This window comes from Ralstonia sp. UNC404CL21Col, assembly GCF_000620465.1.
Taxonomy (GTDB): Bacteria; Pseudomonadota; Gammaproteobacteria; order Burkholderiales; family Burkholderiaceae; genus Ralstonia; species Ralstonia flatus.
This window is the reverse complement of sequence record NZ_JIBE01000004.1, coordinates 894,543-913,418: the sequence shown is the minus strand read 5'-3', so window position 1 is coordinate 913,418 and position 18,876 is coordinate 894,543. Positions and strand designations below refer to the sequence as shown.

General features: G+C 66.2%; 14 protein-coding genes. 10 read left to right on the top strand and 4 right to left on the bottom strand.

The features are described from left to right. Positions 1-139 precede the first annotated feature (139 nt). From N511_RS0112150 to N511_RS0112115, 8 genes are all read left to right on the top strand, one after another. Positions 140-817, top strand: coding sequence for a TetR/AcrR family transcriptional regulator (locus N511_RS0112150; RefSeq protein WP_027679546.1), 678 nt, complete (start codon positions 140-142; stop codon positions 815-817). Between the two features lie 93 nt (positions 818-910). After that, on the top strand, positions 911-1,873 hold the full coding sequence (locus tag N511_RS0112145; RefSeq protein WP_027679545.1) for an AAA family ATPase: 963 nt from the start codon (positions 911-913) through the stop codon (positions 1,871-1,873). Positions 1,874-1,885: 12 nt separating this feature from the next. Next, positions 1,886-2,962, top strand: a complete 1,077-nt coding sequence (locus tag N511_RS0112140) for a DUF58 domain-containing protein (protein WP_027679544.1) — start codon at positions 1,886-1,888, stop codon at positions 2,960-2,962. Next, a complete protein-coding gene (locus N511_RS0112135) occupies positions 2,959-4,995 on the top strand; it encodes a transglutaminase TgpA family protein (protein WP_051530913.1) in 2,037 nt (678 codons plus the stop codon). The genes N511_RS0112140 and N511_RS0112135 overlap by 4 nt, the downstream gene beginning before the upstream one ends. Positions 4,996-5,380: 385 nt before the next feature. Beyond that, positions 5,381-6,025 (top strand): carbonic anhydrase, encoded by a 645-nt coding sequence (locus N511_RS0112130; protein ID WP_027679542.1) that lies wholly within the window; start codon positions 5,381-5,383, stop codon positions 6,023-6,025. A 126-nt stretch (positions 6,026-6,151) separates the two neighbouring features. Then, positions 6,152-7,723, top strand: a complete 1,572-nt coding sequence (locus tag N511_RS0112125; protein ID WP_027679541.1) for a SulP family inorganic anion transporter — start codon at positions 6,152-6,154, stop codon at positions 7,721-7,723. Positions 7,724-8,025: 302 nt separating this feature from the next. Beyond that, on the top strand, positions 8,026-9,171 hold the full coding sequence (locus N511_RS0112120) for a collagen-like triple helix repeat-containing protein (protein WP_027679540.1): 1,146 nt from the start codon (positions 8,026-8,028) through the stop codon (positions 9,169-9,171). Between the two features lie 162 nt (positions 9,172-9,333). Further along, complete coding sequence (locus N511_RS0112115) at positions 9,334-9,642, top strand: putative quinol monooxygenase (RefSeq protein ID WP_027679539.1); 309 nt, start codon at positions 9,334-9,336, stop codon at positions 9,640-9,642. 82 nt (positions 9,643-9,724) lie between these two features. Here N511_RS0112115 and prpF read toward each other — a convergent pair whose 3' ends face one another. The 4 genes from prpF to prpB all read right to left on the bottom strand — a co-directional run bounded on the left by prpF (position 9,725) and on the right by prpB (position 15,892). Further along, positions 9,725-10,909 carry a 2-methylaconitate cis-trans isomerase PrpF gene (prpF, locus tag N511_RS0112110; RefSeq protein ID WP_027679538.1) on the bottom strand — a complete coding sequence of 395 codons (1,185 nt, stop codon included), beginning with the start codon at positions 10,907-10,909 and terminating at the stop codon, positions 9,725-9,727. Next, a complete protein-coding gene (gene acnD, locus N511_RS0112105) occupies positions 10,906-13,503 on the bottom strand; it encodes a Fe/S-dependent 2-methylisocitrate dehydratase AcnD (RefSeq protein ID WP_027679537.1) in 2,598 nt (865 codons plus the stop codon). The genes prpF and acnD overlap by 4 nt, the downstream gene beginning before the upstream one ends. Before the next feature lie 276 nt (positions 13,504-13,779). Continuing rightward, a complete protein-coding gene (prpC, locus tag N511_RS0112100; protein WP_027679536.1) occupies positions 13,780-14,949 on the bottom strand; it encodes a bifunctional 2-methylcitrate synthase/citrate synthase in 1,170 nt (389 codons plus the stop codon). A gap of 46 nt (positions 14,950-14,995) precedes the next feature. Then, on the bottom strand, positions 14,996-15,892 hold the full coding sequence (gene prpB, locus N511_RS0112095) for a methylisocitrate lyase (RefSeq protein WP_027679535.1): 897 nt from the start codon (positions 15,890-15,892) through the stop codon (positions 14,996-14,998). Between the two features lie 195 nt (positions 15,893-16,087). Between prpB and prpR the strand changes: the two genes are divergently transcribed. Further along, positions 16,088-18,034, top strand: a complete 1,947-nt coding sequence (prpR, locus tag N511_RS0112090) for a propionate catabolism operon regulatory protein PrpR (RefSeq protein ID WP_027679534.1) — start codon at positions 16,088-16,090, stop codon at positions 18,032-18,034. Positions 18,035-18,076: 42 nt separating this feature from the next. Further along, positions 18,077-18,853 carry an HD-GYP domain-containing protein gene (locus tag N511_RS0112085; RefSeq protein WP_231479613.1) on the top strand — a complete coding sequence of 259 codons (777 nt, stop codon included), beginning with the start codon at positions 18,077-18,079 and terminating at the stop codon, positions 18,851-18,853. Positions 18,854-18,876 lie beyond the last annotated feature (23 nt).

Here is an 18,876-nt window from a genome sequence, read left to right as displayed (position 1 = left end):
CAACAATATCGCATTCGTTACCGGTCGGTAACAACGTGGTTGCGATAGTAGGTACCGCTCGGTAACATGTCAAGCAGCATTCGAATGACACCGGCGTGGCTGGGGGTTTGCCTCACGCCGCGCCTGCAGGAGTATCACCATGGCCACCGCTGCCCGTCGCGGACCCCGCGCAATTTCCGCGGTTTCCACCGCTGACCCCGTTGATCAACCCAAGCCGACGCCGCGCCGTATCAGCGGTGAGGACGCGCACGCCAGCCTGCTCGAGGCGGCTCGTCAACTGTTTTACTACGAAGGCGTGCGGGCCGTGGGTGTCGAAGCCGTGGTGGAGAAGGCCGGCGTCAACAAGATGAGCCTCTACCGGCAGTTCAAGTCGAAGGACGATCTCGTCATCGCCTACCTCGAGCGCAGCGACGAGAGCTTCTGGGGTTACTTCAACGCGAGCGTGGCCAAGCATCCCGACGATGCGCGCGCGCAACTGCTGCAGTTCTTCATCGACGTATCCGAACGCGCCTCACGCCCCGGCTACCGGGGCTGCCCGTTTGTGAATGTGGCGGCGGAGTTTCCGGACATGACGCATCCGGCGCGGCAGTTTGTTCAGCGCAACAAGGCGCTGCTGCTCGCCCGCCTGCGGGACCGCGCCCAGGCCGCCGGCGCGACCGACCCCGATGCGCTGGCCGACGACCTCGCTTTCCTGATCGAAGGCGGCTATACCGCCAGCCAGACCTTCGGCGCCGATGCACCGCGCCTCATCAAGAGCCTGCCGCGCACGGCACGCGTGTTGCTCGATGCGGCTATCCCCGCGCGCAAACCGGACTGATGTTGTAGCGCGCTCACGCAGACAAGACATGGGCGCGCGGGTGTCGTGCGATGCCGCTACACTCGCTGGCATTGTTGCCTCGGCTGCACCTCGATGACGCCCAACCAAGCCCCGCTTTCTCCCATTCGTACGGCGCCCGCCACGCCGCTGACCTTGCCGGCCGCGTTGTCGCAGGCGCAGCGCGCGCTCGATCGCATCGTGCTGGGCAAGCCGCTGCAGATCCGTCTGGCGCTGGCGTGTCTGCTGGCACGCGGGCATCTGCTGCTGGAAGACCTGCCGGGCGTAGGCAAGACGACGCTGGCGCATGCGCTGGCCCGCACGCTCGGCCTGCAATATCAGCGCGTGCAGTTCACGAGCGACTTGCTGCCGACTGACCTGATCGGCGTGTCGATCTACGTGAAAGAAAAGGGCGCCTTCGAATTCCACCCAGGGCCGCTGTTCGCACAGGTCGTGCTGGCGGACGAGATCAACCGCGCCACGCCCAAGGCGCAAAGCGCGCTGCTCGAAGCGATGGCCGAAGGGCAGGTCACGCATGACGGGGCGACGTATCCGCTGCCCGAGCCGTTCTTCGTGATCGCCACGCAGAACCCGCTGAACCAGATCGGCACGCATCCGCTGCCGGAGTCGCAGCTGGACCGCTTCACGATGCGGCTGTCGCTCGGCTATCCCGACCAAAGCTCGGAGCGCGCGCTGTACCTGGGCGGCGGTGCGCCGCAGGACATCGAAGCCGTGCTGACGGCTGCGCAAGTCGTGGCGCTGCAGACGGCCGCCGATGCCGTCCACGTGGCGCCAGCGCTGGTCGACTACGTGCTCGCGCTCGTGAACGCCACCCGCACCGATGCGCAGGTGCAGATGGGCCTGTCGCCGCGTGCGGGGCTGGCATTGCTGGCCGCGGCGCGCGCGTGGGCGCTCATCGACGGTCGCGACGCCGTGCTGCCCGAAGATGTGCAAGCCGTGTTCAAGGCCGTGGCGGCGCATCGCCTGCTGCCGACGGGCGGCACGCTGTCGGCGACCGCGCTGGCGCAGCGGCTGCTCGATACGGTCGCCATTCCCTAAGTAGGCAGCGCCATGGCGCGATTGCGTTCTCTGCTGCTCGCGCCGTTGCGTCTGCTCGGTGCGGGCCTGGCGGTGCTGCCCGGCATCCGCTTTGTACGGGCGCGCGTGCAACGTTTTCTGCAGCGGCCGCGCACGCCACGCGAAGGCCGCATCCGCCTGGACCGCAATCACGTCTACATCCTCCCCACCGCGGCCGGCGGCGGCTTTGCGCTGCTGCTGGTCGTGATGCTGCTGACTTCGCTCAACTACAACGTGAGCCTGGGTTTTCTGCTGACGTTCGTGCTGGCTGGCGTGGCGGCGTCCGCCATGTGGCAGACGCATCGCAACCTCGTCGATCTGGAAGTGCGCGGCGCGGCGGGCGAAGCCGTGTTTGCCGGGCATGCATTGAATGTGGGTGTGGCGTTGGCCAACGTCACCCCGTGGGCGCGCGTGGGGGTGGATGTGAGCGCCGCGCAAGCCGCTGCCGTGGAAACCTCGCTCGACGCGCAGGACGCCATCGTGGCCGCGCTGTCTTTCGCCGATCAGCCGCGCGGCTGGTTCAAGCTGCCGCGCCTGACGGTGTCGACGCGTTTTCCGCTCGGCCTGTTTCGCGCGTGGAGCTATGCGGATGCGCCGCTGACCGTGCTCGTCTATCCCGCGCCGGAACCGTCAGCGCCGCCCCTGCCCGCGAGCTTTGCGCCCGACCCTGGCGACGAAGACGACACGCGCGCCGCGCGCACCCATGTCGAAGAAGCTGCAGACCAGCTGCGCACCTACCGCCCCGGCGACGCGCTGCGCAGCATTGCGTGGAAACACAGCGCACGGCTGGACACCTGGATGAGCCGCACCGGCCAGCAAGTGCGTCACGCGCAATGCGTGCTCGCCTGGGAGGCGCTGCCGCCGTCGATGAACGTGGAACAACGCCTGTCGCGGCTGTGTGCCTGGGTGCTGGCCGCCGAGCACGCGCCCGCCGGCGATGAGCCCGAATACACGCTGAGCCTGCCAGGCGTTGTCATTGGCCCGGCGCGCGGTGCCGCGCATCGGGATGCGTGTCTGCGTGCATTGGCGTTGTGGGGCAAGCCTGTGATGCCGGAAGGCGAAGCCGCATGACCACCACTGCCACCATCGGCACCGAAGCAGCCGCCTTCGGCTCCGCCCGCGCGCTGACCCATCGCGAACACGGCTGGCTCATTGCACAGCTTGCCGTCGTGCTCGCGCCGCTGCTGCGTGCGCTGCCGCTTGTCACGTGTGCCGTGTTCGGCGTGCTGCTGCTCTGGCGCGCGCTGTTGTGGGTGCGGCGTGCGCCGTTGCCCGGCAAGTGGGTGTTGGGGCTGACGGGCGTGGCCACGCTTGTCGTGACGCTGGCACTCGCCATGCGTACCGGCGGAAACATCGGGCGGGACTTGTCGGTGGCGCTGCTGGGCGCGTTTCTCGTGCTCAAGCTGATGGAATCGCACACGGTGCGCAACGGTGTGTTGGTTACGCAGCTGTGCTGTTTCCTGTTGCTCTCGCAGGTGCTGTTTGACCAGCCGCCCTGGCTGGCCGCGACCATGCTGGGGACCGTGGCGCTGCTGCTGCGCAACTGGCTGTTGCTGCTGCATCCGCAGGCGCGTGCGCGGGTGTCGCCGGCGCGTGTGCTGGCGCGCCTGGTGCTCATGGGTTTGCCGTGCGCGGCGGTGCTGTTCCTGTTGTTTCCGCGGCTCGATCATCCGCTATGGCGCCTGCCGCAAACGGCCGACACCGCCGTCAGCGGCTTGTCCGACCGCATGGCGCCCGGCTCCGTCGGCCAGTTGATCCTCTCGGACGATCTGGCCTTCCGCGTTGATTTTGTCGGTGCGCCCCCACCGGTCGATACGCTCTACTGGCGCGGCATGGTGCTGTGGCGTTTCGATGGCCAGACGTGGACGGCTGCATCGATGCGGCAACGTCCCGCGCTGGAAAGCGTACCCAATTCTGCGGACGCAATCCGCGGTGCGCCGGGGGTGTTCGACTACAACATCACGCTTGAACCGACGCGCCAGCGCTGGCTGTTTGCGCTCGATCGCGGCCAGTCGATCAAGGCACGCGACGGCACCGGCCGCAGCGTCGACGGCGAGTTCATCAGCACGCAACCGCTCGACCAGCGCGTGCGCTATCACGCGCGCTCGCGGTTGCCTGGGCGCAATCGCGCGGACGACGCGGCCACGCTCGATCCGCTGACGCAGCAGATGGCGCTGGCATTGCCGGCTGGCAACCCTCAGGCCCGCGCACTGGCGGCGCAATGGGCTGAGCTGCCGCCGCCCGAGCGCGTATCGGCCGCGCTCAAGCTGTTCGGTCGCGCACCGTTTGCCTACACGCTTGAACCCGAGCCGCTGCGGGATCAGCAGATCGACGATTTCCTCTTCCGCACGCACCGCGGCTTCTGCGAGCACTACGCGGGCAGCTTCGTCTTCTTGATGCGCGCGGCGGGTGTGCCGGCGCGTGTGGTGGTGGGCTACCTCGGCGGCGAGGTGAATGCCGTCAGCGGCGATATCATCGTGCGCCAGTCCGATGCCCATGCCTGGGCCGAGGTGTGGCTCGACGGACGCGGCTGGGTGCGTGTGGACCCGACTGCGGCCGTCGCGCCGCAACGCGTTGAACGCGGCCTGGCCGCCGCTGTGCCTGCCAGTGAATTCCGTTCGCGCCGTGCCGAAGAACCCAGCTGGCTGCGCAGCGTGCGCTGGGGGCTGGATGGCCTTGTCAGCGGCTGGAACAGCTGGGTGCTCGGCTACGACCGCAACCGCCAGGCACGCCTGTTCGCCTGGCTGGGGCTGGACGCAGCGGACCCCCGCGCGGTGCTGTGGGGCGTGTCGGGCCTCTTCCTGCTCGCTGCGCTGCCGCTTCTGTGGCAGCAGCGCAAGCCCAAGCCGGACCCCGTGCAGGCCCAGTGGCAGCGCCTGTGTGATCGGCTGGCGCGGCATGGCTGCACGCGTGGGCCGGCGGAGGGCCCGATGGCCTACGCCGAGCGCGCTGCCGCGCAGTTTCCGCAAGCGGCGCAGGCATTGCGCAATGCCGCCGCCGGCTACGTCGCCCTGCGCTATGGCCGCGACGACGGCGACGCACAGGCGCGTGCCCGCCGGTTCACGCAATGGCGCGAAGCCGTTGCGCAAGTTCGCCTGAGCTGAACGCCCAAGCTGTTAATCGGCTTAAAGAGCGTGCCCCAAAAGCGGGCGCCCAGGCGGTTTATCGAGCGTGCCAGTCATTCACCTGTGATGGAATATTTTCCGATCCGAGGTTTAAATATTTCGGATAGATAACTCGGCCCGTGCAATAACTGCACGCACTTTCCCGATTGAAGATAATCGGTGCGACACAATTACGCAGGGCATGCGCGTTATCGGTGCATATTCGATCCGGTTTAACGTGGATGCCCGCACTGGCACTGCGGGAACCTTTCTCATACGATGGTTTTCGTAACGTTTCCGCTGCACTGCAACGTTGCCGAAAACGCCAACCCCGACTGGGTTTCCGGCTTGCAGCGGCTTCGCAGATTCCGCAGGAGCCATACCAATGCATCGACCGAAACGCATGCTTGTCGAGAATGTCGCGTGGGCGCATGAAACCGCTGCGCGCGACCCTGAATTCTTTTCGCGTTTGGCCCAAGGCCAGCAACCGCAAGTGTTATGGATCGGCTGCGCAGATAGCCGCGTGCCCGCTGAAACCATTACCCATTCCAATCCAGGCGATTTATTCGTCCATCGCAATATCGCCAATCTCGTTTGCCCGGCGGACGACAACACGATGAGCGTGCTGGAATATGCGGTGCGCGTGCTGAAGGTCGCCCACGTGATCGTATGCGGGCATGACGGCTGCGGCGGCGTCCGTGCATCGCTGCTGCCGCCGCCCGACGGACTGCCGCACGTGGCGCGCCGCATTGCGCCGCTGTGTGCGCTGGCGGGTCACCACCGTGCAGAACTCGATGCCGTCCCCGATCTGGACGCGCGCGTCAATCGCCTGGCCGAACTCAACGTGCTCGAACAGGTGCGCTGTCTGCGCGAGAGCGCCATCGTGCGCGAGGCCGAGCGACCGCCGCGCGTGCACGGCTGGATCTTCGGTCTGGCCGACGGGCATATCCGCGTACTGGCTTCGGGCGACCCCGATGCGGAACACGCCCCCCGCGGCGACATCCTGATGCCGGCCGAGGCCATCGCTTAACCCAATCGGCGGTAGCCCTTCCGGCCGCCGCCGTTTCCCGACGTTTTTTCTCCTCACGCATGCCGGCGGTGCCCCCGCCCGCAGACAGGCGTTCGCGCGTGCGCAGTGCATACAACTCCAATGACCATGCAGACACCAACTTCACCGGCTTTCTTCCCGCGCGACATGCTCGCCGGGCTCATCGTCTTCTTCGTCGCCCTGCCGCTGTGCCTGGGTATTGCCAATGCGTCGGGCGTCGACCCGCTCGCGGGGCTGCTTTCCGGCATGATCGGCGGCCTGGTGGTGGCGTTGCTCAGCGGCTCGCAACTGAGCGTGAGCGGCCCGGCGGCCGGCCTCGTCGTGATCGTCGTGGATGGCATTGCCAAGCTGGGCGGCTTCTCGGCGTTTCTGGTGGCGGTGGCGCTGGCGGGCGCGCTGCAGTTTGTGTTCGGCATGCTCCGCGCCGGGCGCTTTGCGGCGTATGTGCCGTCGTCGGTCATCAAGGGCATGCTGGCGGCGATCGGGCTGCTGCTGATCATCAAGCAGGTGCCGCTCGCGCTTGGGCTGGCAGGGGCCGACGGCGCGGTCAGCGCGGCCGGTGCGGGCATGGTCGCCACGCCGGTGGGCCCGATGTCCGTGGCCGCACTCTTGGTGACGCTGTTGTCGGCAGCCGTGCTCATCGGTTGGGACACTCCGATGCTGCGGCGTTTCATAGTGGTCCGCGCGCTGCCTTCGCCGCTCGTCGTGGTGGCACTTGGCATTGGCGTGACATTGCTCCTCGAAGGCGTGGCGCCGGGCATCGCAGTGCCGGCCGAGCATCGTGTCGATCTGCCGTCGCTCGCGTCGTTCGGGGCGTTTCTCGACGCGCTGGAGTCGCCCACGCTCGGGGCGCTGGGCAATCCGGATGTCTGGCGCGTGGCCGTGGCGCTAGCCATCGTGGCCAGTCTGGAGACGCTGCTGTGCCTGGAAGCCGTTGAGCAGATCGACCCGAAGAAGCGGGCCGCGTCGCCGGACCGCGAGTTGAAGGCGCAAGGCGTGGGCAACCTGGTGGCAGGCCTGCTGGGCGGGCTCCCTATCACGTCCGTCATCGTGCGCAGTTCCGCCAACGTACACGCCGGCGCGCAGAGCCGCTGGTCGGCCGTCGTGCATGGCGCGCTGCTGCTGGCGAGCGTGTTTGCGCTGACCGCCATCGTCAACCTGATTCCGCTGGCGTGCCTGGCCACCATCCTCATCTTCACGGGCTACAAGCTGGCCAAGCCGTCGCTCTTCGTGGCGGTGGCGCGGCAGGGCTGGGACCGCTTTGCGCCGTTCATCGCCACCATCGTCGGCGTGCTGCTGACGGACTTGCTGATCGGCATCGTGATCGGCATTGCGCTGAGCATCGCGCTGGCGATTCGCGCCAACCTGCGCCGCACGATTGTCATGGCGCGCCATCACGACCACTTCCTGCTGACATTCCGCAAGGATGTGTCGTTCATGGGCAAGGTGCCGCTCAAGCGCTATCTGGCGCAGGTGCCCGATCAGGCCACGCTCATCGTCGACGCCGCCCGAGCCGATTACATCGACCCCGACGTGCGCGAGATGGTCGAGCACTTCATCGAGGCAGCGCCCGCGCGCGGCATCGTCATCGAACGCCATCACTTTGATGCGACCGTGCCGCAGCGCACCCCCGGTCTTTCAATGCCGCGTCTGCCATTTTTGCGAACGGCTGCCCGATAACCTAAGGCTGGGATTTAACTCATTTTGGGTAATTTAGAGCAAGGCCTCCAAACATAATCGGTGCATTCGGAAAGGCGCGAACGTTTGCGCACCGGTGGCACCGCGCTCGGAGGTCATCTTCTGACGCAAATCGTCGTAATGACGCGGGTTTCCAGCGTTTGACAATGTTTGCAATTGACACCGCATCGGTGAATAGACTTAATTTGAACGTGCTATCCAATTAATCGGGAAATGCACCGATAAAACACCGAGTAGGGCGGGGCGGCGCATTATCAAGCGCATATTTGAAACGGGAGGCAGACATGAAGACATTGCAACGAGGGACCCTGGTTTCGGCGGCCTTGGCCGGCCTGCTTGCGCTGGGCGGTTGCGCCAGCTCCGGCTCGGGCGACATGAGCGGCACCACCGGCAGCGGCGGCAGTTCGGCCAACAACGGTGGCGGCTCAGGTTCCAATGGCTCGGGCGGCACGACGACCACCGCATCGACCACACCCACCGGCGACGTGGCCAACAAGGGCGGTGGCGTGCTGACGGCGACGGGCGGTGCCGTCAGCGGGCTCGGTTCGACCATCGGCGGCAGCAATCTGCCGGGGGCATCGGGGTTGGGCAACGTGGTCGACAACGCAGGCAAGACGGTGTCGGCGCTGGGCACCGGCGTGCAGTCGGGTCTGGGCAGCATCGGTACCAACCCGAACCCGATCGGCACCACGGTATCGAGTACCGGCAACGTGGTGACGCAAGTGGGCAACACCGTCGATGCCACGGGCGGCCTCGTCAGCAGTCTCGGCACCGGACCGCTGCAGCCGCTTTCGCCGGTCGCGGCACCGGTCGGCGGTGCGGTTTCGCAGGTGGGGCAGGCGGTGGCCGGCGCGGGCGGCACGCTCGGCACGGCCTTGTCGACCGGGCCGGTGGAACAGGTCACGCAGCAGCTCAGTTCGACCGTGGTGCCGCTCACCTCGCAGGTGACGACCGCCACGCAGACGCTGGGTAACGCGACGGGCCTCGGCGCTCCGGCAACCAATCTGCTGCAGACGGTAGGCGGCGGCGTGGCGAATGTCGGTACGTCATTGACGGCGACCAACGCGCCGGTCGTCTCCGGTTTGGGCGGTGTGGTCACGGCCACGGGCAACACGGTGGCTGCGTTGGGCGGGGTGACCTCCACGCCGGGCGGCGCAACGTCGGCCAACCCGCTGGCACCGATTACCGGTGCGCTCGGCGGCGTGGGAAGCGTGGGCGGTGGCAGCAATCCGCTGGGGAGCGTGACGGGCGCCCTGGGCGGTGCAGCCGGCGGCGGCACGACGGCCGGGGGCGCGACTGCGCCGGTCGGCTCGCTTGTCACCACCGTCGGCACGTCGCTCACGTCCACTGGGGCTGCGACGCCGCTTGCGCCTGTCACGGGTGCGGTGGGTGGCGCACTGACCACCGTGGGCGGCGCGTTGCACCACTGAGCGCAGGCAACACGGCGGGCCGGCCTGTGCGCCTGGCCCGTCTTCGAGCCGTTTCCGCTCCCTGTGGAACGGCGCGTACGCGTGTTCGTATGACGCGGCCTGCTGCTTTGGGCATACAGTACGCCTGACCGCGTGGCCCTCCGCGCGTATCAGGAGATTTCAATGATCCAGCACGCATTGTTTGCCCGGCTGATTGCCAAACCGGGCAAGGAACAGGCCGTCGCCGATTTCCTTTCGGCGGGTCTGCAAATGGCCAACCAGGAAGCGACCACACCCATCTGGTTTGCGCTGCGCATTGCGCCCAATGTCTTCGGCATCTTCGATGCCTTTGCCAGCGAGCAGGATCGCCAGGCACATCTCGACGGCCCGATTGCCAAGGCGCTCATGGCCAATGCGGCCGAGTTGCTGGCCTCACCGCCCGAGATTGCGCCGATCGAGGTGCTCGGCATGAAGAACACCGGCGCAAGCTGAGTGCCGAGAGCAAAAAAGAAACCGCCGCATCCAGCCCTCAGCCGGATGCGGCGGTTTTGCTTTGCATGTGCGGTCCGCCGTTTCAGCCCGGCACGCGCACCCAGCCTTCCATCAACACGCGCGCGCTGCGGCTCATGATGGCCTTGGTGACCGTCCATTCGCCGTCCACGCGCTTGGCCTCCGCGCCCACGCGCAGCGTGCCGGACGGATGCCCGAAGCGCACCGCGCCACGTTCTCCACCGCCCGCTGCCAGGTTGACCAGCGTGCCCGGAATGGCCGCTGCCGTGCCGATGGCGACCGCTGCCGTGCCCATCATCGCGTGGTGCAGCTTGCCCATCGAGAGCGCACGCACCAGCAAGTCCACATCGCCTGCGCCGACCTTCTTGCCGCTGGATGCCACGTAGTCCTTCGGCGGCGCGACGAACGCCACCTTCGGCGTGTGCTGCCGCGTGGCGGCTTCTTCAATGCTCTTGATCAGGCCCATGCGCACCGCGCCGTGCGCGCGGATGGTCTCGAACATCGCCAGCGCCTTCGCATCGCCGTTGATGGCGTCCTGCAGCTCGGTGCCGGTGTAGCCGATGGCCTCTGCGTTGATGAAGATCGTCGGGATGCCCGCGTTGATCATCGTCGCCTTGAGCGTGCCCACGCCGGGCACGTCCAGGTCGTCGACGAGGTTGCCGGTGGGGAACATCGCGCCGCCGCCGTCGCCTTCCTCTTCGGCAGCCGGGTCGAGAAATTCGAGCTGCACTTCCGCTGCCGGAAAGGTCACGCCGTCCAGTTCAAAGTCGCCCGTCTCCTGCACCGCGCCGTTGGTGATGGGCACGTGCGCAATGATGGTCTTGCCGATGTTGGCCTGCCAGATGCGGATGATGGCGACGCCGTTTTGCGGCACCCGGCTCGCATCGACCAGACCGTTGCTGATGGCGAACGGCCCAACCGCTGCAGAGAGGTTGCCGCAGTTGCCCGACCAGTCGACAAACGGCTTGTCGATGGAGACCTGGCCGAAGAGGTAATCCACGTCATGGTCCGGGCGCGTGCTCTTGCTGAGGATGACCGTCTTGCTGGTGCTCGACGTGGCGCCGCCCATGCCGTCGATCTGCTTGCCGTACGGGTCGGGGCTGCCGATCACGCGCATGAGCAGCGCGTCACGCGCCGCGCCGGGCTGTTGCGCGGCCGGCGGCAAATCCTGCAGACGGAAGAACACGCCTTTGCTGGTGCCGCCACGCATGTAGGTGGCGGGAATCTTCACTTGCGCGGGGTGGCTCATGCTGCCTCCTTGTTCGATTCCAAAAAGTCCTGCGCAAAGCGCTGCAGCACACCGCCGGCTTCGTAGATCGACACTTCCTCGTCGCTGTCCAGGCGGCACGTGACGGGCACTTCCACGCGTTCGCCGTTCTTGCGGTGGATGACGAGCGTGAGGTCGGTGCGCGGTTTGCGCTCGCCGATCACATCAAAGGTTTCGGTGCCGTCAATGCCGAGCGTGAGGCGCGTGGTGCCCGGCTTGAACTCCAGCGGCAGCACGCCCATGCCGATCAGGTTCGTGCGGTGGATGCGCTCGAAGCCTTCGGCCACGATGGCCTCCACGCCGGCCAGGCGCACGCCCTTGGCGGCCCAGTCGCGCGAGCTGCCCTGGCCGTAGTCGGCGCCGGCAATCACGATCAGCGGCTGCTTGCGGTCCATGTAGGTTTCGATCGCTTCCCACATGCGCGTGACCTTGCCTTCCGGCTCGATGCGCGCCAGCGAACCCTTCTTCACCACGCCGTCCACCACAGCCATCTCGTTGATGAGCGTCGGGTTGGCAAACGTCGCGCGCTGCGCGGTCAGGTGATCGCCGCGGTGCGTGGCGTACGAGTTGAAGTCCTCTTCCGGCAGGCCCATCTTGGCAAGGTATTCGCCGGCGGCGCTGCTGGCCAGGATGGCGTTGGACGGCGAGAGGTGATCGGTCGTGATGTTGTCCCCCAGCACCGCCAGCGGGCGCAGCCCCTTGAGCGTGCGCTCGCCGGCCAGCGCGCCTTCCCAATAGGGCGGGCGGCGGATGTAGGTGCTCTGCGGGCGCCAGTCGTACAGCGGGCTCACGTTGGCCACCGACGCGCTGCGCTGCTCGAACATCGGGATGTATACCTTGCGGAACTGCTCCGGCTTGACCGATGCGCGCACGATGGCATCGATTTCTTCGTCGGTCGGCCACAGGTCCTTCAGCAGGATCGGTTTGCCGTTGGCATCCGTGCCGAAGCTGTCGCGCTCGATATCGAAACGCACGGTGCCGGCAATCGCATAGGCCACCACCAGCGGCGGCGATGCGAGGAACGCCTGCTTGGCATACGGGTGAATGCGGCCGTCAAAGTTGCGGTTGCCCGACAGCACGGCCGTGGCGTACAGGTCGCGGTCGATGATCTCTTGCTGGATCTTCGGGTCCAGCGCGCCGCTCATGCCGTTGCAGGTGGTGCAGGCAAACGCGACGATGCCGAAGCCGAGCTTCTCCAGTTCGTGCTTGAGGCCGGCTTCTTCCAGATACAGCTCAACGGCCTTGGAGCCCGGCGCCAGCGAGCTTTTCACCCACGGCTTGCGGGTCAGGCCCAGGCGGTTGGCGTTGCGCGCCAGCAGCGCCGCGGCAATCACGTTGCGCGGGTTGCTGGTGTTCGTGCAGCTCGTGATGGCCGCGATGATGACCGCGCCATCGGGCATCTGGCCCGGCGTTTCTTCCCACTTGGCGGCGATGCCCTTGGCGGCCAGGTCGGTCGTTGCCACACGTGCGTGCGGGTTGGACGGGCCGGCCATGTTGCGCACCACGCTCGACAGGTCGAAGCGCAGCACGCGTTCGTATTCGGCGTTCTTGAGCGTGTCGGACCACAGCCCCGCGGTCTTGGCATACGTCTCGACCAGCTTGACCTGTTCGTCGCTGCGGCCGGTGAGGCGCAGGTAGTCGAGCGTGTTGTCGTCAATCGAGAACATTGCCGCGGTGGCGCCGTACTCGGGGGCCATGTTGGAAATGGTGGCGCGGTCGCCCAGGGTCAGCTTGGATGCACCTTCGCCGTAAAACTCGAGGTAGGCGCCGACCACCTTCTGCTTGCGCAGGAATTCGGTCAGTGCCAGCACGATGTCGGTGGCAGTGATGCCGGGCTGGCGCTGGCCGGTCAGTTCCACGCCGACGATGTCCGGCAGGCGCATCCACGAGGCGCGGCCGAGCATCACGTTTTCGGCTTCCAGGCCGCCCACGCCGATGGCGATCACGCCGAGTGCGTCCACGTGCGGCGTGTGGCTGTCGGTGCCGACGCAGGTGTCGGGATAGGCCACGCCGTCGTGCGCCTGGACAACGGGCGACATTTTCTCCAGGTTGATCTGGTGCATGATGCCGTTGCCCGCCGGGATCACGTCGACGTTCTTGAACGCGAGCTTGGTCCAGTCGATGAAGTGGAAGCGGTCTTCGTTGCGGCGGTCTTCAATGGCGCGGTTCTTGGCGAAGGCGTCGGGGTCGAAGCCGCCGCACTCTACGGCCAGCGAGTGGTCGACGATCAGCTGCACCGGCACGACCGGGTTGACCTTGGCGGGGTCACCGCCCTGGTCGGCAATGGCGTCGCGCAGGCCGGCGAGGTCGACCAGCGCGGTCTGGCCCAGGATGTCGTGGCAGACCACGCGCGCCGGGAACCACGGGAAATCCAGGTCGCGCTTGCGTTCGATGAGTTGCTTGAGCGAGTCGGTGAGGGTGGCTGGATCGCAGCGGCGTACCAAATTCTCGGCGAGGACGCGGGAGGTGTAGGGGAGCTTGTCGTAGGCGCCGGCTTGGATGGCTTCGACGGCTTCTCTGGCGTCGAAGTAGTCGAGGTTTGTGCCGGGGAGGGGTTTGCGGTGTGCTGTGTTCATGGTGTGGGTCCATCCCTTGTTTCTCCCCCTGCCGGGGGCGACTCACTTTCTTTGTCTTGCCAAAGAAAGTAAGCAAAGAAAGGCGCGCCCGAGATGGCGACTTCCCCTTGAATTTATGTAACCGTGCGGAGAAGGAGGCAAACTCGCTTCGCTCAAACAAGCCTCCTTCTTTTTTCCGCCCGCTTACAGAAATTCAAGGCGCCATCTAGGGCAGGAACGTCAACGGCCACACCGTCGGTGGGTTTGTGTTGACGCTCCTTTCTTCTTTCCTATTTCTTACGGGCGCTTACCGATCGGTACGAACTTCAGGTCGTCGGGGCCGGTGTAGTTGGCGCTCGGGCGGATGATCTTGTTGTCGATTCGTTGCTCGATGATGTGCGCCGCCCAGCCGGACGTCCGTGCGATCACGAACAGCGGGGTGAACATCGCGGTCGGTACGCCCATCATGTGGTACGACACGGCGCTGAACCAGTCCAGGTTGGGGAACATCTTCTTGATGTCCCACATCACGGTTTCCAGGCGCTCGGCAATGTCGAACATCTTGGTGTTGCTGGCTTCCTTCGACAGCTTGCGCGCCACTTCCTTGATGACCTTGTTGCGCGGGTCGGACACGGTGTACACCGGGTGGCCGAAACCGATCACGACTTCCTTGGCTTCCACGCGGCGGCGGATGTCGGCTTCGGCCTCGTCCGGGGTGTCGTAGCGCTTCTGGATCTCGAAGGCGACTTCATTGGCGCCGCCGTGCTTCGGGCCGCGCAGTGCACCGATTGCGCCGGTGATGGCGGAGTAGATGTCCGAGCCCGTGCCGGCAATCACGCGGCCGGTAAACGTCGATGCGTTGAACTCGTGCTCGGCATACAGGTTGAGCGAGACGTGCATGGCATCGACCCACGATTTGGGCGGCTCCACGCCGTGCAGCAGGTGCAGGAAGTGGCCGCCGATGGAGTCGTCGTCCGTTTCGACTTCGATGCGCTTGCCGTTGTGGCTGTAGTGATACCAATACAGCAGCATCGAGCCGAGCGAGGCCATCAGGCGGTCGGCGATGTCGCGTGCGCCGGGGGTGGCGTGGTCGTCCTTTTCGGGCAGCACCGTGCCCAGCACCGACACGCCGGTGCGCATCACGTCCATCGGGTGGGCGGAGGCGGGCACCCATTCCAGGGCGGCCTTCACATTGGCGGGCAGGCCGCGCAGCGCCTTCAGCTTGGCCTTGTAGGCAGCCAGCTCGGCCTTGTTCGGCAGCTTGCCGTGCACCAGCAGGTGGGCGACTTCTTCAAACTCGCACGCGCCGGCCAGGTCGAGGATGTCGTAGCCGCGGTAGTGCAGGTCATTGCCGGTGCGGCCAACGGTACACAGCGCGGTGTTGCCGGCCGTCACGCCCGACAGGGCCACGGATTTCTTCGGCTTGAAGGCGCCTGCGTTCGGCGTGCTGTTATCGGCTTCGCTCATGGTGTGGTCTCCTTGGATGCGTTGAATTGGTTTGGATGCGGAGGCGTTATTTTTGTGCGGCAAACAGCGCGTCGAGCTTGTCTTCGTACGCGTGGTAGCCGAGATATTGATACAGATCGGCGCGCGACTGCATGGTTTCCACGGCCGCCTTCTGCGTGCCGTCACGCATCACCGTTTGATAGAAGTTGAGCGCCGCTGCGTTCATGGCGCGGTAGGCGCCGCAGCAGTACAGCGCGATGTCGACGTTGGCGCTGCGCAGCTCGTCGGTGGTAAAGAGCGGCGTGCTGCCGAACTCGGTCAGGTTGGCCAGGATGGGCACCTTCACGGCGGCCTTGAAGCGGCGGTAGTCGTCCAGCGTCTTCATGGCTTCCGGAAAGATCATGTCGGCGCCCGCTTCCACGTACGCGACGGCGCGCTCGATGGCGGCGTCGATGCCTTCGGAGGCGGCTGCGTCGGTGCGGGCCATGATGACGAAGTCGTCATCGGTGCGGGCGTCCACGGCGGCCTTCACGCGATCGACCATTTCGTCGGTGGAAACGACTTCCTTGCCCGGGCGATGGCCGCAACGCTTCTGGCCAACCTGGTCTTCCAGATGCACCGCGGCCACACCGGCCTTGATGAACGAGCGGATGGTGCGGGCGATGTTGAAGGCGCCGCCCCAGCCCGTGTCGATATCGACCATCAGCGGAATCTGCACGGCGTCGGTGATGCGGCGGGCGTCGATCAGTACGTCTTCCATCGTGCTGATGCCCAGGTCCGGAATGCCCAGCGAGTTGGCCGCCACGCCGCCGCCCGACAGGTACACGGCCTTGAAGCCGGTCTGCTCGGCCATCTTGGCGGCGTAGGCGGTGATGGCGCCCACCACTTGCAGCGGTTGGGATTCAGCCACCGCAGCACGGAATTTGGCGCCGGCGCTGGTGGGGTGTCGTTGCGTTGTGCTCATGTGTGGCTCCAGAAAGAACGGCCTAGGAGAGCAGGAAGCGGGCCACCCTTGCAGGCCGACGTAACCCGTTGATTTGTATGGGTGTGACGTTGCCGCCCGCGTGCACTCCATTTCAGAAATGAAACCTGCAATTTCAATATGGAAACGCGCGGCGCATAATGCCCGGACTGCTGTTTTTCCATGCCGCGCCGCACCATGAGCCCCACTGCAACCGACCTGACCGACCGCCCCCGCATCTGGGCCTGCGGCATCAGCCGCCTGAGCGATCTCTTCCTCGACATTGCCGCCGAGTACAACGACCGCGCCGAGCTGCGCGTCATCACGCGCGGCTTTGAAGACATCGTGCGCGAGATCGACGCAGCGGGCGCGGACCGACCCGACGTGGTGGTGGCGGGCGGGTCCAACGGCGCCTATCTGAAGCCGCGCCTGTCGTTGCCCGTGGTCGTCATCAACCCGACGGGTTTTGACGTGATGCACGCGCTGGCCCGCGCCCGCCGCGATGCGGAATCGGTGGCGCTCGTCACCCATGGCGACACGCCCGAGGAGGTGCGCCGCTTTGTCGCCGCCTATGGGATGGACGTGGTGTTTGCCTCGTACACCTCGCGCCAGGGTGCGGAGAGCTGCGTGTTGGACCTGCGCGACCGCGGCGTGGGCGTGGTGGTCGGCCCCGGCCTGGTGACGGACTTGGCAACGCAGGCCGGCATGAACGCCGTGTTCCTGTATTCGCGCGATTCGGTGCGGGCTGCGTTCGATACCGCGCTGGAAGTCGTACAGGCCACGCGCCGCGAAACGCTGCGCCGCCAGCGGCTGGACAACCTGCTGCAGCATCTGCGCGACGGTGTGGTCGCACTGGATGCGCAGGGCCGCGTAGAAGCCATCAACCAGCGGCTGGCTACGGCGTTGGGTATCGAAGCCAAGCTGGCCATCGGGCAACCGCTGCTCAGCATCGCCCCCAACCTGCTGGGCCTGCTGCCCGATAGCGACGGCGACACGCTGGGCACCGTGCAGGGCGTGAACTACGTCATCCACCGCGGTCCACTGGCGAGCGCCGGCGCGGGCGCCCCCGAAGGCACGGTCTTCACCTTCCAGGAATCCCGCGCGGTGGAGCGACTGGACCGCACGCTGCGCTCACGCCAGCGCCCGCAGCAGTTCAGCGCCCGCTACCGTCTGGAAGACCTGGTCGGCGAATCGCTGCCGATGGAGCGTGTGCGTACGCTCGTTCGCCGTTATGCCAAGTCCGACGCCACGGTGCTCGTGCTGGGCGAATCCGGCACAGGCAAGGAGATGGTCGCGCAGGGCATGCATCAGCTCAGCGCGCGGCGCGATTTTCCGTTTGTCGCTATCAACTGCGGCGCGTTTCCCGAAGCGCTGCTGGAAAGCGAGCTGTTCGGCTACGAAGAGGGCGCCTTCACCGGTGCGCGCAAGGGCGGCAAGACCGGGCTGATTGAAGCGGCGCACCGCGGCACGCTGTTCCTCGATGAAATCGGCGAGATGCCGCTGCCGCTGCAAAGCCGCCTGCTGCGCGTGTTGCAGGAGCGCGAGGTGGTGCGGCTGGGCTCAACCGAGCCCACGCGCGTTGATATCCGCGTGGTGGCCGCCACGCACCGCGCGCTGACGGACGCGGTGGAAGCCGGCACCTTCCGCGCAGATTTGTACTACCGCCTCAACATCCTCAGCATTGCGCTGCCCTCGCTACGCGAACGGCCCGACGACGTGATGCCCCTGGCCGCCGAACTGCTCGTGCAAGCCGCGCGCCGCGAGCCACGCCTACTGCTGCGCATTGCCGACACCGAAGACGCTACCCGCGTGCTGGCTGGCATTGCGGAGCCGCTGCGGCGTTACACCTGGGCCGGCAACGTGCGCGAACTGCAGAGCGTGGTTGAACGGATTGCCGTGGAACTGGCTTACACCGATGACACCGACGCCATCACGCAAGATGTGCTGCGGCTGATTGCACCCGAAGTGTTTGCCCACGCCACGGCCGGCAAACCTGCGGCCCAGACGCTGCGCGAGCGCAGCCGGGGCGTTGAAGCGGAAGAGATCCGCGCAGCGCTGGCAGCCCACGGAGGCAATCGGGATGCCGTCTGCGCAGCATTGGGGATCAGCAAGACCACGTTGTGGCGGCGCTTGCAGATGGGATAGATCAAACATGAGCACCGTGGGTGGTTGCGGTCGACCGGCGCCATGACTATCGTGCAGTCCTCCATCGAGCCTCACCGCGTGCCTGCTGGCGCGCGACCAAGAAGGTCAAAGAAGGTCAACACCATGGCACAACAAAACCGCCCCCACATCATGCTCGCCAGCCTGACGCTTGCTGGCGCATCGCGTTATCCCTCTGCGCTTGGTCACCTCGTCCGGACTGCGGCCGTCGCGGCCTATCTGGCAAACGTTTTGGAGCTGGACGACGCCGAGCAGGAGCGCATTTACCTGGTCGCGCCCGTGCATGACATCGGCAAGCTGGGCATTCCCGATGACGTCCTGCTCAAGCCCGCTTCGTTGACCGACGTAGAGCACGAGATCATGCAGCGGCACTCGAATATCGGCGCCGACCTGCTTGCTGGCACGGCCGATCCGCTGCTGCAAATGGCCGCGAGCGTTGCCCGCCATCATCACGAGCATTTTGATGGCAGCGGCTATCCGGATGGCCTTGCGGGGAAAGGTGTCCCGCTGGCCGCGCGCATCGTTGCCGTTGCCGATGCGTTCGACGCCATGCTCGAGCCGCGCGTTTACCGCGAAGGCATGCCGGAAGACGACGCACTCGAGGCGCTGGCAGACCAGAGCGGTCGCTCCTTCGATCCTGCGCTGGTGGATTGCTTTCTGAAGAACGTGTCGGGGGTGCGGCGCATTCGTGCCGCGACTGAAGACCTGGTACAGCAGTACGGCGACGTGTCGGGTGTCATCCGGTTTTATGGCGTGCGGGGCCAATCCCCCGGATTCTTCCGGCATATCCAGGCGCTTTGATGACGGCGTGCGACGCGCCGCAT